This is a genomic window from uncultured Aquimarina sp., assembly GCF_947496855.1.
Lineage (GTDB): Bacteria > Bacteroidota > Bacteroidia > Flavobacteriales > Flavobacteriaceae > Aquimarina.
Genome location: NZ_CANMED010000010.1, coordinates 1 through 15,413, shown reverse-complemented (window position 1 = coordinate 15,413; position 15,413 = coordinate 1). Strand labels below are relative to the sequence as shown.

Here is a 15,413-nt window from a genome sequence, read left to right as displayed (position 1 = left end):
ATGCGAAAAATATAAGGAGCTTCTCGGTTAAGGAACAATCAATTTGTTCGCAAAACAAAATATTATTTAAAAAAAGTCTAAAGTAGTTCTTGGTACAGAAGTAATTACTGTTTCAGCAATTTCCAATGTTACTTTTGATTTACTTTCGGCTGTTTTAGATTTGTTAGTTTGTGGTTTTAATGTATTAAAATAATCAATTTTATTTTTTTTTGGAATCTTAGAACTACTAGTTATAGATTCCTGTATAATCTTTTTGTTAATTCTTGTTGTATTGTTCGAAACATTTTCTTGGCAAAAAAGTAAATTACAGGAGAAAAAAGTAATCAAAATTAGACAAGCTGGGGCGGCTCTCATATATAAATTATGTATTTTGGTGTTAGTAAAAAGAAAAATGTATTTATTTTCCTACAAATTTCAAGTCTAAATTAAGAATAAATTTAACTGTAAATTGCTATTAATCAATCAAAAAAGGGATTGTGTTCACTGCTAATTGTTAAAAAGTAAGTTTAAGCCTACTTTTTTGTGTTCGGAATGAATTGATGTCATTGTTTTTGTCGATAAAAGGTTAAACCTTTGGTTTAAGTGCTTAAATGTTGATATCTTTTTAAAATAATTTTAGAGATAAGCAATGAATAATAAAGGCCTCTAGTAAAATCAATTATTAATAAAAATCATATTGAAAACTTCTATACTATTTACAAAACGATTACAACTTAGAATTGTAACGTTATCTGATTTGTCTAAAATTCATGAACTACTTTCGATGCCAGAAGTGGATCAATATAATGCATTGGGAATTCCTACTAATAAAGAAGTTACAGCTGTATATCTTGATGAGTGGATTGATAGTTATGAAATGAGAAAAGAATTTGTATTCTCTTTAAACTCGATAGTTGATGATAGTTTTATTGGTCTAGTTTCACTAAAAATAGGGAACCCAAAATATAGTATTGCCTCTATCTGGTATAAGTTACATCCTGATTTTTGGGGTAAAGGATATGCTACAGAATCGACAAAAGTGATTTTGCAATTTGGTTTTAAGGAAGTTGGTTTGCATAGAATTGAAGCAGGATGTGCAATAGATAATATAGGTTCCATTAGAGTGTTAGAAAAAGTTGGAATGATTAGAGAAGGTCATAAGCGTAAAGTATTACCTCTTAAGGCTGGATGGTCTGACAATTATGAATTTGCAATGCTAGAAGAGGATTGGCAGAATGGATAGTTTATTTAGGCAAACTAAATTCATAAAGTTTACCTTTAGTATTCTTCCTTTTTTCATCTACAATCAAAAGAGTGGAGTCATTTTTAAAACAAATACCTTCTTTTTGAGAAAAATGATTAAGTTTTATCTTTTCAATCGTACCATTAAATAGATCATCACCAATAAAATCTGTTATGATGAATATTTTATTATAGGTTAGAAGAGCAATTTTATCTCCTTTAGAATTAATCGCTGCACCACTTATGAAACAGTCATTATGATCATCACAAGTCTTATAACTTCCAATTAGTTTAGCAGTTAGTTTTCCTGGCTTATTAGAAACTTTATAGAGTTTTGTCACTCCATTAAACTTAGAACTTCTGTTTTTTGTAAATAAATAGAAGCTTCCGTTTTTATAAACGAAAGCTTCTATGTCAAAATTTCTGTTTTTCTTTTTTGGAGGAAATTTCTTTTGATCTTCTAAACTGAATTCTATTTTTGTTGTTTCAGGATTAACAGAATGAATATCCGAAACCTTATATATTGTAAGTTTTTTTCGGTCATTATAATTATTGCCAAAGTCGCCAATATAGATATTACCTTCATCATCATAAGTCATGTCTTCCCAGTCTTTATTTTTACTATTTGCAATTGTGAATGAGTTAATGATCTTACCTTTTTGATCTAACTCAAATAGCGTATTACTGTTACCAGAATCATTAATAGCATAAATACTAGCATCATTTGGAAATTTAGTAATGCCCGATATTTCTTTTAATGAATTAGACAGATTACTTAAAATAACAAGATCAGTGTCATTTTTTTTCTGACAACAAACTGTTAGGGATATACTTAATAATAGAAAGGAAATTTTTAATTTCAAATTTTTTAGTTTTTTTGATTCCAAGCATTTAACATCCAGCTTGTTTTTTCTAATTCACCAATATATGTGCCAGTGATATCTAATGTTCCATCATCACCTGCTTCTTCTGCCTCTTTCGTTACAAATTTTAGTTGTTTCAAAATAGCATCGTGATCTTCAAGAATAGCAGAAATCATTTCATGATCTACCAATTTAGTATCTGCCTCTTTTATAGAAGAAGTCGTAAGATACGAACTATAATTACTAATTGGTTTAGCTCTTAGTGTCAATATCCTTTCTGCAATTTCATCGATTTTTAGCTTAGCATCTTCATACAACTCTTCAAATTTTAAATGCAATTCAAAGAAGTTTCGACCGGTAATGTTCCAGTGAAAATTTCTAAGCTTTTGATAGTACATATGGTAATCTGATAATAATATATTTAGTTCTTGTACGGTTTTTTTATTTGAATCCATCATAGTTTTTACTTATTGATTTGTATTTTTCAATACAAAATTACTATAATTATACTTATTAAATTAAAGTTACAATAGTTAGTAGTGATCTGAGTATTATGTCAATCTATTTGTGATTTCTTTAAGAACAAAATCATAATATTGAGTATCGTGAGGAACATAGTTTTTCTTAGTATCTATATTATGAAGGTGATCTGTTAAAAGTTTTATAGACATAAGTTTAATTTCTGACACTTCTTCTTTTTGAAGTATTAGTTCTTCTGTTGATACTTTCAGTTCTGAAAGGAAAATGTAATGAAATTCATTGTCAAATATCTCTGGGGTTGGTTGTTTTTCTGATAAATACATTCCAATAAAATTTAGATTTTTTTTACTCGTAGATACCCCGATTTCTTCTTCAATTTCACGTAAAACTGAGTTTTCGACAGTTTCTCCTGCTCCAATATGACCTGCAACCGAAATATCCCACAGATTTGGAAACGTGTCTTTATCAGTAGCTCGTTTCTGTAAAAGTATGTTTCCATTTAAAGTATAAAACCAAATATGAACACTAGCATGGTATAGCCCTAATCGATGTGCTTCTGATTTTAATCGAACTTCACCGGTTGGTTTTCCGTCTCTGTTTAATATGTCTATAAGTTCATCTGCCATATTTCTTGAAAAAATAAAATTATTTAATTAATTATATTAGTCTATAAATTTAATGGAATCATCATATAAATTAATGTTATTGTTAAATATGTTTAAAGAATATCATAATCGTTTATTAAATTTTTATTGCTAAATTAATATATTTATGCAAATTAGATATATATGAAAATTCAACTTTGTCCTAGTTGTGGATCTGATAGATATGTAAAAAGTGGTATCGTTAATAACAGACAACGATATAGGTGTAAGTCTTGTAATTATTTTTTTTCTGTTAATAAGATAGGAAAGAAAATTGATGACTATTATGTAAATAAGGCACTTCAGTTGTATTTAGAAGGATTGACATATCGAGAGATTGAACGAGTTTTAGGGGTGTCTCATGTGAGTATAATGAATTGGGTTAAGAAGTATAATATAAAAAGGCCTTACAATTATGATTATCATCCTACCTATAAAATTCTGAATGCTTCAGAACTATCTATGTATTTTCAGAATATAAATAATTTATCAGGGGCAGGGTTTGTTATTACTGAGTTGGGAGATAAGTTTATGCTTATTAAATGGGAACGGTTTAGAAATTAAATATATCAAATTACCAAAAAAGTATAGTATGTTTTTATTAACTCTTACTTTTTAAGAGATTAGTGGTGTGCACATTATCATTTTATTACTAATCTAATCTTTAGAACTCAATGATTAAAAATTTTATATTACTGATAGGTATGACTCTTTGTACTATTCAGTATTCGTATTCACAAGGTTCTCCTGATTATACAGGAGGATTAAAAGTGAAACTCAATGAAGATGGATCAAAATATTTCAGAGTAATTTCTTGGGCTCAGTTTTGGGCACAGTATAACGATGATGTTCCAGATGATGCAAGTAAAACTAATTTTAGTATCAGAAGGGCGCGTATCCTAATGTATGCTCAGATAAACAAAGATTTTCTTATTCTTACACATTTCGGGCTGAATAGCTTGAATGCCAATAATCAAAGCCCTACAGGGTTAGGTGATAGTTCGCAATTGTTTTTTCATGGAGTATGGGCGCAGTATAGCCTTGGATCAAATCATGCAATTGGAGCAGGCTTGCATTACTGGAACGGTATTTCTAGATTGAATAATCAAAGTACATTAAACATGATGACGTTGGATAACAATAGGCAGTCCTGGGCTACTATAGGTTTATCTGATCAATTTGCTCGTCATATTGGTATTTATGCTAAAGGATCTTTCGGAAATTTTTTATATCAAATATCTGTTAATGAATCTATAACTAATAATCTTCAGGCTGCAGCTGACCCAGTTGCAAGTGGTCCAGCAGTATATGCAGGGCGTAGATTGTTGGGGTCCAGAGATGCTGGTAAAAATTTTGCTGGATATTTTGAATATAATTTTATGGACAAAGAATCAAATTTTTTACCTTACAAAGTGGGAACATATCTTGGGGGTAAAAAAATGTTTAATGTTGGAGCAGGATTCTTTTATCATCCCGAAGGAAGTGTACTTGCCAATGCAGATGGAACTTTAGAGGGGCAGGATGTGGCAATATTTGCTGTTGATGCTTTTTATGACGCTCCATTAGGAACTAATGGTTCCGTAATTACTGCATATGCCACTTATCAGAATAATGATTACGGTGAAAACTTCACCTTAGGACAAACCTATGAAACAGGATCAATGATTTATAGTCACGTAGGTTATGTAATCCCTAATACAGATAAAAAAATCAAGTTTCAACCATATGCATTATTTAAAACAAGGTCAATTGATGCTATAGATGACAATGCTACTAGTTTTGGATTAGGAGCCAATGCATATATAAGTGGTCATAATTCTAAATTAACATTAGAATATCAGAATACAAAATACGGCGATAATGGCGCTCAAGGTGTCGTAACATTACAAGCCATGATATATTTATAAAATTTAAAAATATGACAGAAAAACAGAAAAAGGCGAAAGCCTATTGGAAAGAGAATGTAAGATATCTTTTTATTCTTCTTACTATTTGGTTCATCGTATCCTATGGTGCGGGCATTTTATTAAAGGATTCTTTAAATAATATTCGACTTGGAGGTTTCCGACTGGGGTTCTGGTTTGCTCAACAAGGTTCTATATATGTATTTGTGATTTTAATTTTTGTATATGTGCGTTTGATGAATAAGCTTGATAAAAAGTATGGGTATGATAAAGATTGAGTATAAGTAACCATATTTTCACTATTAACAAATCTGCAGAATAGGGGGGATAAAACCTTATTCTTTTCGAAAGAAACCTCTTGGAGAATTTGAATCTTCCAATGTTAGAAAAAATTAGTATAACAATTTAAGAAATAAAATTATGAGTGTTCAATTATGGACGTATATTCTAGTGGGAGTAACGTTTGCTTTATATATAGGTATCGCTATCTGGTCCAGAGCCAGTTCGACAAAAGAATTTTACGTAGCTGGAGGAGGAGTTTCTCCTTTGGCTAATGGTATGGCGACAGCTGCGGATTGGATGAGTGCTGCCTCTTTCATATCAATGGCAGGAATAATAGCTTTTGCAGGATATGATGGAGCTGTTTATTTGATGGGGTGGACAGGAGGTTACGTGTTATTGGCATTGTTATTGGCTCCGTACCTTCGGAAATTCGGTAAATTTACAGTACCAGATTTTATAGGAGATCGATACTATTCCAAAACGGCTAGATCAGTAGCTGTATTCTGCGCATTGTTAGTTTCTTTTACATATGTAGCTGGACAAATGCGAGGTGTAGGAATTGTATTTTCACGGTTTTTAGAAGTAGATATCAATACAGGGGTAATTATAGGGATGATTATTGTCCTTTTTTATGCTGTATTAGGAGGCATGAAAGGAATAACCTATACGCAAGTTGCACAATATTGTGTTTTGATATTTGCTTTTATGGTACCGGCTATTTTCATTTCTATACAAATGACGGGCAACCCGATTCCTCAGTTAGGATTTGGAGGAACAGTTACAGATGGATCAGGAGTTTATTTATTGGATAAGTTAGACGGACTTAGTACAGAACTTGGTTTTGCAGCATATACTGATGGATCAAAATCAACATTAGATGTTTTTGCGATCACATTGGCATTAATGGTTGGAACTGCAGGTTTACCGCACGTGATTGTTCGGTTCTTTACGGTAAAAAGAGTAAAAGATGCTCGTAAATCTGCTGGATATGCACTGCTATTGATCGCAATTTTATACACTACCGCTCCTGCAGTTGCGGTTTTTGCAAAAACTAATTTAATAGAATCTGTTCAAAATAAGAAGTATGAAGAGCTTCCAGCTTGGTTCAAAAACTGGGAAGATACTGGATTACTTGGCTGGACAGATAAAAATGGAGACGGTCAGGTTCAATATTTAAGTGGTCATTCTGTAGAAGGAAATAAAAATAAACCAATTTTTGATGGTGAAAATCGTGGAGAAAATGGTGAAAGATTGATCACAAACGTTAATGCAACTACAAAAAATGAATTATTTGTAGATAGAGATATTATGGTATTGGCAAATCCAGAAATTGCAAATCTTCCTAATTGGGTTATAGCATTAGTTGCTGCAGGAGGATTGGCAGCAGCTTTGTCTACTGCAGCTGGTTTGTTATTGGTAATCTCTTCTTCTGTATCACATGATTTAATTAAGAAAATGATTAAGCCAGATATTTCTGAAAAAGGAGAACTTATTGCTGCTCGTCTTTCTGCTGTAGCTGCAGTGTGTGTAGCAGGATATTTTGGGATTAACCCACCTGGATTTGTAGCAGCCGTTGTAGCGTTAGCTTTTGGTTTAGCGGCTGCATCATTTTTTCCAGCAATTGTTTTGGGTATTTTTTATAAAAGAATGAATAAAGAAGGAGCAGTTGCAGGAATGGTTGTGGGGATATTATGTATGTTGTTATATATGATTAAATATAAACTTGGTTGGTTTGATGAAACGCTTCCCTCTTCAAGTGAATGGTGGTTTGGTATTTCACCAGAAGGATTTGGAGCCGTAGCCATGGTTATTAATTTTATAGTATCCTTGGTAGTATGTAAATTTACTGCTGCTCCACCTGAAGATGTTCAGGAAATTGTAGAAAATATTAGGATACCTAGTAATGCAGGTGAAGTAACTGGTCATTAAAAAATAATCAAAAACCTATGTGAGCTTTATGATTACATAGGTTTTCAATTAGATCGCAAATATGAAGAAACGTCATCAACAAAAATTAATCATACTTTCATTAACACTACTGTTGTTGTTTAATATTCCGTTGATTTTAGTATTTAATCACTCTGGACATATATCAGGGTTCCCGATAATGTATTTTTTTATTTTTTTGATTTGGGCAATTGCTATCTTTATTTCTAGTATTATTCTAAAGAAGTATTATGAGTAATTACATTTTAATATTCATAATCGTTGTGTATTTAGCATTTTTATTTGGAGTAGCTTTTTGGGCAGAAAAAAAGGCAAAGAGTGCTTGGGTAAACAATGCATATGTTTATACATTGTCCCTTGCTGTCTATTGTTCAGCCTGGACTTATTACGGCAGTGTAGGAATTGCTGCGACTTCTGGAATTAGTTTTTTAACAACTTATTTAGGACCTGTAATAGCGTTTCCGTTGTGGATAGTAGTTTTAAAAAAAATAATACGTATCTCTAAACAACAGAAAGTATCCAGCATAGCAGATTTTATATCTTTACGTTATGGGAACAATAGATTTTTAGGAGCATTAGTAACTATAATTTGTGTTTTAGCTATTGTACCATATATTTCATTACAGTTAAAAGCTATTTCTGAAACATTTTCGATTATTTCTAAGGATACTATTCCTTCTTCGACGTCTATTTTTCAGGATACTTTATTTTACGTAGCTCTTTTACTAGCTATCTTTGCGGCTTTTTTTGGAACTAGAGCGACAGATGCTACTAGAAGGCGGAGGGGAATTGTTTTTTCTGTTGCTGTAGAATCGATACTGAAGCTAGTTTTCTTTTTGATAATTGGTGTTTATGTAACCTATTATTTGTTTGATGGCACGACGGATATTTACGATAAAATTTCATCTTTAGAAAACTTAGAATCACTTACTACACTTGATGGTTTAGAAGCAGGCATTAATTGGTATTTTATGATTGCATTATCGTTTTTTGCTATTTTTTTGTTACCAAGACAGTTTCAAGTAGCAGTTATAGAAAATACATCAGAAAAGCATTTAAAAAAAGCTATTTGGCTTTTTCCTTTGTATCTTTTATTATTTAATGTATTCGTAATATTTGTAGCATGGGGAGGAAGATTAAGTCTCCATAAAAGTTTAAACCCAGATTATTATACATTATTATTACCACTGCATCACGATAATATATTTCTAGCGACCTTGGTTTTTTTAGGAGGGTTTTCTGCTGTAATTTCTATGGTTGTTGTTTCCACATTAGCGCTATCAGTCATGCTTAGCAATAATTTAATTATTCCATATGGTTTTTTGGATAAGTTTAGTAGAAGTCATCCAGAGAGAAATGCAAACTATATAAAAAATATTAGAAGAATTGCAATTTTTTCATTGATTGTAGGAGCCTATTTGTTTTATATTAACTTTAATGTTCAGTTGTCTTTGTTTTCGATTGGTCAAATATCTTTTGTGATCATTGCACAATTGGCACCAGCATTTTTTATTGGTTTATTTTGGAATAGAGGTTCTGCTATTGCTGCTAAATCAGGAATTATCACAGGTACATTAATAACAATGTACACCCTAATTCTCCCTTTTGTTTTAGATATTATTTTAGGAAATACAGATTTCATAACAAATGGAGCTTTCGGGATAGAATTGTTAAGGCCTTATCAGTTGTTTGGCATTGACTTCATGACACCTGTAACACACGCATTTTTTTGGAGTATGTTTTTTAATACAATCATTTATTTGTTTATGTCCGTTTCTAGTAAAGGCAACTATAGAGAGCGTAATTATGCCGAAATGTTTGTAAATAATAGTTATGATTCTTTACAGGAGAGTGCATACGTATGGAAGGGAGAAGCTTATGTTTCTGATATAAAAAATTTATTAATCAAGTTTTTAGGTATTCAAAGAACAGAACGAGCATTAAACCTTTTTTACACAAAGCATGATCTACCGATGAATACTAAAAAAGCAGATTCAAGATTAATCAATTTTTCTGAAAAACTACTTACTGGAAGTATTGGAGGAGCTTCCTCCCGAATTCTAATCGCTAGCGTAGTAAAAGAACAACCAGTAACATTGATAGAAGTTTTGAAAATTCTGGAAGAAAGTAAAAAAACAATTTCTACTAACAAGTTTTTAAGACAAAGATCCGAAGAACTTGTTAAACTTACGGATGATTTAAAAAAGGCAAACGAAGAATTGAAACAACAGGATAAAGTAAAAGATGAGTTTTTAGATACGGTAGCGCATGAATTAAAAACACCGATTACTTCAATAAGGGCTGCTTCAGAGGTGTTATTAGATAATGATCACGACATATCTAATGAATTGAGAATTCAATTTTTAGACACTATACTTAAGGATTCAGAAAGACTTTCTACCTTGATACATAATATACTGGATTTGGAAAAATTGGGATCAGGAAGAGAGGTTTTTGATAAAAAAAATAATAATGTAATTGAGACCGTAGAAAAGTCAATTTCTGGAATTTATACTATAGCACAACAAAAATGTATTTCGATTTTATCCACTAAACCTTCCGACCGAATAGTCGCTTTATACGATGAGGATAGAATATTACAGGTGTTAACTAATCTATTGTCTAATGGAATTAAGTTTGTAGAAAAGAATAAAGGGATAATTGAAGTAGCCGTTTCTAATGAGAAGGATTTTATAAGAATCTCTGTGCAGGATAATGGTAAAGGTATTCCCGAAAATGATAAGAAACATATTTTTGAGAAATTCTATCAATCTCATAACCAAAATATCAAAAAACCTATAGGAAGTGGGTTAGGTCTAGCAATTTGTAAAAAGATTATAGAAGGTCATAACGGAATTATACGAATTGATGATTCTTACGATAAAGGAGCAAGATTTATTATTGATTTACCAAATAGTTTAGAAACAGTAGAGTAGTTAATGAGTTTTAGGGTGAAAAATAAAAGAAGTTTTTATCTTACAAAAGATAAAAAAATATAAGAGATGCAGAAAAAAATTCTAATAGTTGATGATGAACCAAACATAGTAATGTCGTTAGAATATTCATTTAAAAAACAAGATTTTGAAGTATATATAGCAAGAGATGGAAGTGAAGCAATCCATATACTAGAAACACATATACCAAATGTTATTCTGTTGGATATTATGATGCCTAATGTAGATGGATATAAAACTTTGAAGCATATAAGAGCAAACCCAAAAACTAAAGATATTAAAGTGGTTTTTTTAACTGCTAAAAATAAATCATCAGATATAGAAAAAGGGTTAGAAATGGGGGTGGATAAATATCTTACAAAACCGTTTTCAATTAAAAAAATTATAGCGGAGATAAGAACTTTAATTGAATAAAATGTGATGATGTTTAATTTTGAAATATAAAATTAATAGCTTTTGATCCACAATATGGTGTTGTTCGCCTAAATAATTTTGAAAGGTAAAATAGTTTTTAAAAAATTTAAGATTTAGTAAAAAATATAAAATCAATAAAAAATGAGTAATTATCACATAAAACATCTTGAAGAGTATTTTCAGGTTTACAGAAAATCTGTTCGTAATCCAGAGCTTTTTTGGAGCGAAATAGCGGAAGAACATTTTTTATGGAGAAAGAAGTGGGATAAAGTTCTGGATTGGGATTTCGCGAAACCAGAGGTAAAATGGTTTGAAGGGGCAAAATTGAATATTACAGAAAATTGTATTGATAGACATTTATATGTTCGAGGAGATAAAACCGCAATTTTGTTTGAGCCTAACGATCCAGAAGAACCTGCAGAACATATTACTTATAATCAATTGCACGAAAGAGTGTGTAAATTTGCAAATGTTCTTAAGAGTAAAGGAATAAAGAAAGGAGATCGAGTATGTATTTATCTTCCTATGATTCCAGAACTAGCAATTTCGGTATTAGCTTGTGCTAGAATTGGTGCAATACATTCAGTGATTTTTGCAGGATTTTCTGCCACTGCATTAGCGACAAGAATTAATGATTGTGAAGCTAAAATGGTGATTACTTCTGATGGATCGTATCGAGGATCCAAAACGATAGATCTAAAAGGTATTGTGGATGATGCTCTAGAGCAATGCCCAGGTATTGAATCTGTGTTAGTAGCAAAACGAATTGATTCTGACATACAGATGAAGGCCGAACGAGATGAATGGTTACAGCCTTTATTAGATAGTGCAGATAAAGAATGTATTCCAGAAATAATGAATGCAGAAGACCCATTATTCATTCTGTATACCTCTGGTTCTACGGGAAAACCAAAAGGAATGATGCATACTACTGCAGGATATATGGTGTATACTGCGTACAGTTTTAAAAATGTATTCCAATATAAAGAGGATGATATTTATTGGTGTACTGCAGATATCGGTTGGATAACTGGACATTCTTATATCGTTTATGGTCCTTTAGCAAATGGAGCAACTACAGTAATGTTTGAAGGAGTACCATCATATCCAGATTTTGGACGTTTTTGGGATATAGTACAAAAACATAAAATCACACAATTCTATACAGCGCCAACTGCAATTAGAGCATTGGCAAAAGAAAATCTTGATTATGTTACAAAATATGACTTATCAAGCCTTAAAGTATTAGGAACTGTAGGGGAACCAATTAATGAAGAAGCTTGGCATTGGTATAACGACCACGTGGGAGAAAAGAAGTGCCCTATTGTAGACACCTGGTGGCAAACAGAAACTGGAGGAATTTTGATTTCGCCCATTCCTTTTGCTACACCGACTAAACCAACGTATGCTACTTTGCCAATGCCAGGAGTACAGCCAGCTTTAATGGACGAAAATGGTAATGAAATTGAAGGAAATCAAGTAGAAGGACGATTGTGTGTTAAATTCCCGTGGCCTTCTATGGCTCGAACTATTTGGGGGAATCATCAAAGATATAGAGATACATATTTTTCCGCTTTTAAGAATGCATACTTTACAGGTGATGGAGCATTAAGAGATGAAGTTGGATACTACAGAATAACGGGTAGAGTAGATGATGTAATTATTGTTTCGGGGCATAATTTGGGAACCGCTCCGATCGAAGATGCGATTAATGAGCATCCTGCTGTTGCAGAATCTGCAATTGTTGGTTTTCCTCATGATATAAAAGGAAATGCTTTATATGGGTTCGTTATTCTAAAAGAAGTTGGCGAATCTAGAGATCGTAATAATTTAAGTAGTGAAGTGAATCAACAGATAACAGAACGCATAGGTCCGATTGCAAAACTAGATAAAATTCAGTTTGTATCTGGATTACCGAAAACAAGAAGTGGTAAAATTATGAGACGTATTTTAAGAAAAATAGCTTCTAATGATACTTCTAATCTTGGAGACACGAGTACTTTGTTAAATCCTGAGGTTGTACAGGAAATAATGGATAATGTTTTATGAAATTCATACAAAACAAAAAGCCTCGTAATTTCGAGGCTTTTTGTTTTGTATGAATCACTAATAATAATTATTGCTTCTTAATCAATATTTTTTGTTGAGAAAACTGATATGCTGCTTCTAAAAATTCTAGCATTTTAGGCCAGTTGGTATTTGGTTCATAATTATGCGTATAGTATTTAAAAGTGTTAATGGTTAATTTGTTTCCTTCTAAAGTATGATTACCTGTGAAGCCTCCGGTTTCATTTTTTACTAGTAGCTTTTATGAGCGTTTAACTTCTAAAAGTTAAAATATACACACCGCAGACTTTAGTCAGGTCTAAGAAGTTGTAAACTTTCAGTTCTTAGTTGTTTAATTAATTAAGATTTAGATTTGCCTTTTGCCTTTGTAGCTTGTTTTGGTTTTTCAAAATAACTAAAAGTTTCACCGGATTTAATAGTAAGTAAGCTTTCATATATTAAATTAATAACATTCTCTACATCATCTCTATGCACCATTTCTACAGTAGTGTGCATATAACGAAGTGGTAAAGAGATTAGAGCAGAAGCTACACCGCCATTACTGTATGCAAAAGCATCAGTATCTGTTCCTGTCATTCTACTAGATGCCATACGCTGGAACGGTATCTTTTTCTTTTCTGCAGTGTCAATAAGTAATTCTCTTAATCTATTCTGAACGGCAGGAGCATAGGAAATCACAGGGCCGTCACCGATTTTTGTTTCACCTTGTGTTTTCTTCTCTATCATAGGTGTAGTCGTATCGTGACAAACATCAGTAACAATAGCAACATCTGGTTTAATTGTATGTGTAATCATTTCAGCACCTCTAAGACCTATTTCTTCCTGAACAGAATTGGTGATATATAGTCCAAAGTCTAACTTATCTTTGTTTTCCTTTAATAAACGAGCAACTTCTGCGATCATAAACCCCCCCATTCTATTATCCAAAGCACGACAAACAAACTTGTCTTTGTTGAGAATAAAAAATTCGTCAGGGTATGTGATAACGCATCCCACGTGAACTCCAAGTTTTAATACTTCCTCCTTTGTATTACATCCTACATCAATACAAATATTCTCTAATGTAGGAGCTTGTTCTTTAGATCCCTTGCGAGTATGTATTGCAGGCCAGCCAAATACGCCTTGTACAATTCCTTTTTTAGTATGGATGTTTACACGTTTAGAAGTCGCTATTTGATGATCACTACCTCCATTTCTAATTACATATATAAGACCATTATCTGTAATATAGTTTACGTACCATGAAATTTCATCAGCATGTCCCTCTATAACAACCTTATATGTAGCCTTAGGATTAATCACGCCAACAGCAGTTCCATATGTGTCAGTAATAAATTCATCTACATATGGCTTTAGGTAATCCATCCATATTTTTTGCCCTTCCCATTCGTAACCTGTAGGTGCTGCATTATTCAAATATTTCTCTAGAAAAGTCAAAGACTTTTTGTTTAATATACTTTTTTTAGCCATTTATATATTTTTGTTTTGTACGAAGTTAATAATATTCACAAAGATTTTACAGTTTACAAAGTGTTTATTACTAATTTTGGAACGATTTTAGAAGATCATTACCTACTATGCAGAAATATTTGATATACATATTAGTATTATTGTTTCCTTGTATTGGAATTTGTCAGAAAGAAGTTGACTCGACAAAAATTGATACATCAGGGTACGTGCAGTACTATATTATAGAAGGTGATACTATTCCACATGAAGCTATAGATCTTGATGAAGTTGTAATATTAGGTAAGCTTAAGTTCAAGAATAGGTTAGCGAGAAGAAAGTATCTTATACTAAGACGCAAAACAAGAAAAGTGTATCCTTATGCAAAACTTGCATCTGATAGATTGACAGAATTAAACGAAAGATTAAAAAACATAAAGTCCAAGAAAGCTCGTAAGAAGTACGTTAAAATTCTTCAAAAATATATGGAAGAGGAGTTTACAGCCGAATTAAAAAAGATGACCCGTACTGAAGGACAGATTTTAGTAAAGTTGATACACAGGCAAACAGGTCAAACGATGTTTGATTTGGTAAAGGAGTATAGGAGTGGATGGAAAGCATTTTGGTATAATAGTACTGCTAAGCTTTTTAGTATTTCTTTGAAAGAACAATATGATCCCATTAATATAGAAGAGGATTATTGGATAGAAGATATATTACAAAGAAGTTTTCAGTCAAATATTTTGGAAGAACAAAAAACTGCGCTTGATTTTAGTTTTTATAGTTTGAGAAACAAGTGGACAGATACTATTAGACCTATAACCACAGAAAATTAAGATAAGATATTGATGTTAGCCTTTGTGAATCAAGGATTTTGTTGTCTATTATGTTTTTCGCCATGTTCATGTTTTTAAAAGAGATGAAAGTATGAGGCTTGTTCTAAGCCTGTCGATAGGTTGTTATCCTTAGTGCAAAAGCCAATTTAAAAATATCAATTGAATTCATTTATACGTTTTTGGAGTGTTTTCTTGAAGAATTTCACCGTTTATTTTGATTAATTTTATTATATTCGCTATCCAACTTTTTAAAAACCAGCAGGTTTACAATTTTCGTTAAAAATACTTAACATTTTTTGTTGTTGTAATGATAAAGGTTTGTATGTTTGCACCCGCAAAACGGGGTATTGTTTTG

General features: G+C 31.8%; 14 protein-coding genes. 9 read left to right on the top strand and 5 right to left on the bottom strand.

The window, feature by feature from the left end; all coding sequences use genetic code 11:
• Positions 1-66: 66 nt before the first annotated feature.
• Positions 67-354, bottom strand: a complete 288-nt coding sequence (locus Q0921_RS24075; protein WP_299261597.1) for a hypothetical protein — start codon at positions 352-354, stop codon at positions 67-69.
• Between the two features lie 322 nt (positions 355-676).
• Here Q0921_RS24075 and Q0921_RS24070 point away from each other — a divergent pair, with 322 nt between their 5' ends.
• On the top strand, positions 677-1,222 hold the full coding sequence (locus Q0921_RS24070; protein ID WP_299261595.1) for a GNAT family N-acetyltransferase: 546 nt from the start codon (positions 677-679) through the stop codon (positions 1,220-1,222).
• 1 nt (position 1,223) lies between these two features.
• Here Q0921_RS24070 and Q0921_RS24065 read toward each other — a convergent pair whose 3' ends face one another.
• The 3 genes from Q0921_RS24065 to Q0921_RS24055 form a co-directional block, all read right to left on the bottom strand.
• On the bottom strand, positions 1,224-2,084 hold the full coding sequence (locus Q0921_RS24065) for an SdiA-regulated domain-containing protein (RefSeq protein WP_299261593.1): 861 nt from the start codon (positions 2,082-2,084) through the stop codon (positions 1,224-1,226).
• 5 nt (positions 2,085-2,089) lie between these two features.
• Positions 2,090-2,542 carry a DNA starvation/stationary phase protection protein gene (locus Q0921_RS24060; protein WP_299261591.1) on the bottom strand — a complete coding sequence of 151 codons (453 nt, stop codon included), beginning with the start codon at positions 2,540-2,542 and terminating at the stop codon, positions 2,090-2,092.
• Positions 2,543-2,635: 93 nt separating this feature from the next.
• The gene (locus tag Q0921_RS24055; protein ID WP_299261589.1) at positions 2,636-3,190 is read right to left on the bottom strand and encodes an NUDIX domain-containing protein; all 555 of its coding nucleotides are present in this window, start codon (positions 3,188-3,190) and stop codon (positions 2,636-2,638) included.
• Positions 3,191-3,352: 162 nt separating this feature from the next.
• Between Q0921_RS24055 and Q0921_RS24050 the strand changes: the two genes are divergently transcribed.
• The 7 genes from Q0921_RS24050 to acs all read left to right on the top strand — a co-directional run bounded on the left by Q0921_RS24050 (position 3,353) and on the right by acs (position 12,758).
• The gene (locus tag Q0921_RS24050; protein ID WP_299261587.1) at positions 3,353-3,772 is read left to right on the top strand and encodes a helix-turn-helix domain-containing protein; all 420 of its coding nucleotides are present in this window, start codon (positions 3,353-3,355) and stop codon (positions 3,770-3,772) included.
• 110 nt (positions 3,773-3,882) lie between these two features.
• The gene (locus Q0921_RS24045) at positions 3,883-5,115 is read left to right on the top strand and encodes a hypothetical protein (RefSeq protein WP_299261585.1); all 1,233 of its coding nucleotides are present in this window, start codon (positions 3,883-3,885) and stop codon (positions 5,113-5,115) included.
• An 11-nt stretch (positions 5,116-5,126) separates the two neighbouring features.
• On the top strand, positions 5,127-5,390 hold the full coding sequence (locus tag Q0921_RS24040; protein ID WP_299261583.1) for a DUF4212 domain-containing protein: 264 nt from the start codon (positions 5,127-5,129) through the stop codon (positions 5,388-5,390).
• Between the two features lie 142 nt (positions 5,391-5,532).
• Positions 5,533-7,323, top strand: coding sequence for a sodium:solute symporter family protein (locus Q0921_RS24035; protein WP_299261581.1), 1,791 nt, complete (start codon positions 5,533-5,535; stop codon positions 7,321-7,323).
• Between the two features lie 248 nt (positions 7,324-7,571).
• The gene (locus Q0921_RS24030) at positions 7,572-10,277 is read left to right on the top strand and encodes an ATP-binding protein (protein ID WP_299261580.1); all 2,706 of its coding nucleotides are present in this window, start codon (positions 7,572-7,574) and stop codon (positions 10,275-10,277) included.
• Positions 10,278-10,343: 66 nt separating this feature from the next.
• Positions 10,344-10,709 (top strand): response regulator, encoded by a 366-nt coding sequence (locus Q0921_RS24025; RefSeq protein ID WP_299261577.1) that lies wholly within the window; start codon positions 10,344-10,346, stop codon positions 10,707-10,709.
• 141 nt (positions 10,710-10,850) lie between these two features.
• Entirely contained in the window at positions 10,851-12,758 is a 1,908-nt protein-coding gene (gene acs / locus Q0921_RS24020) for an acetate--CoA ligase (protein WP_299261575.1), read from the top strand.
• A gap of 357 nt (positions 12,759-13,115) precedes the next feature.
• On the opposite strand, the gene Q0921_RS24015 is transcribed toward acs, so the two are convergent.
• Positions 13,116-14,246 (bottom strand): M42 family metallopeptidase, encoded by a 1,131-nt coding sequence (locus tag Q0921_RS24015; protein WP_299261574.1) that lies wholly within the window; start codon positions 14,244-14,246, stop codon positions 13,116-13,118.
• A 107-nt stretch (positions 14,247-14,353) separates the two neighbouring features.
• On the opposite strand from Q0921_RS24015, the gene Q0921_RS24010 reads away from it, so the two are divergent.
• A complete protein-coding gene (locus Q0921_RS24010) occupies positions 14,354-15,058 on the top strand; it encodes a DUF4294 domain-containing protein (protein WP_299261572.1) in 705 nt (234 codons plus the stop codon).
• Positions 15,059-15,413: the final 355 nt, after the last annotated feature.

Bases quoted from the DNA above. Each gene is read 5' to 3' on its own strand.
- Q0921_RS24050 (WP_299261587.1), top strand. From the start codon at position 3,353: ATGAAAATTCAACTTTGTCCTAGTTGTGGATCTGATAGATATGTAAAA.
- Q0921_RS24010 (WP_299261572.1), top strand. From the start codon at position 14,354: ATGCAGAAATATTTGATATACATATTAGTATTATTGTTTCCTTGTATT.
- Q0921_RS24035 (WP_299261581.1), top strand. From the start codon at position 5,533: ATGAGTGTTCAATTATGGACGTATATTCTAGTGGGAGTAACGTTTGCT.
- Q0921_RS24030 (WP_299261580.1), top strand. From the start codon at position 7,572: ATGAGTAATTACATTTTAATATTCATAATCGTTGTGTATTTAGCATTT.
- Q0921_RS24025 (WP_299261577.1), top strand. From the start codon at position 10,344: ATGCAGAAAAAAATTCTAATAGTTGATGATGAACCAAACATAGTAATG.
- Q0921_RS24060 (WP_299261591.1), bottom strand. From the start codon at position 2,542: ATGATGGATTCAAATAAAAAAACCGTACAAGAACTAAATATATTATTA.
- Q0921_RS24075 (WP_299261597.1), bottom strand. From the start codon at position 354: ATGAGAGCCGCCCCAGCTTGTCTAATTTTGATTACTTTTTTCTCCTGT.
- Q0921_RS24040 (WP_299261583.1), top strand. From the start codon at position 5,127: ATGACAGAAAAACAGAAAAAGGCGAAAGCCTATTGGAAAGAGAATGTA.
- acs (WP_299261575.1), top strand. From the start codon at position 10,851: ATGAGTAATTATCACATAAAACATCTTGAAGAGTATTTTCAGGTTTAC.
- Q0921_RS24015 (WP_299261574.1), bottom strand. From the start codon at position 14,246: ATGGCTAAAAAAAGTATATTAAACAAAAAGTCTTTGACTTTTCTAGAG.
- Q0921_RS24045 (WP_299261585.1), top strand. From the start codon at position 3,883: ATGATTAAAAATTTTATATTACTGATAGGTATGACTCTTTGTACTATT.
- Q0921_RS24055 (WP_299261589.1), bottom strand. From the start codon at position 3,190: ATGGCAGATGAACTTATAGACATATTAAACAGAGACGGAAAACCAACC.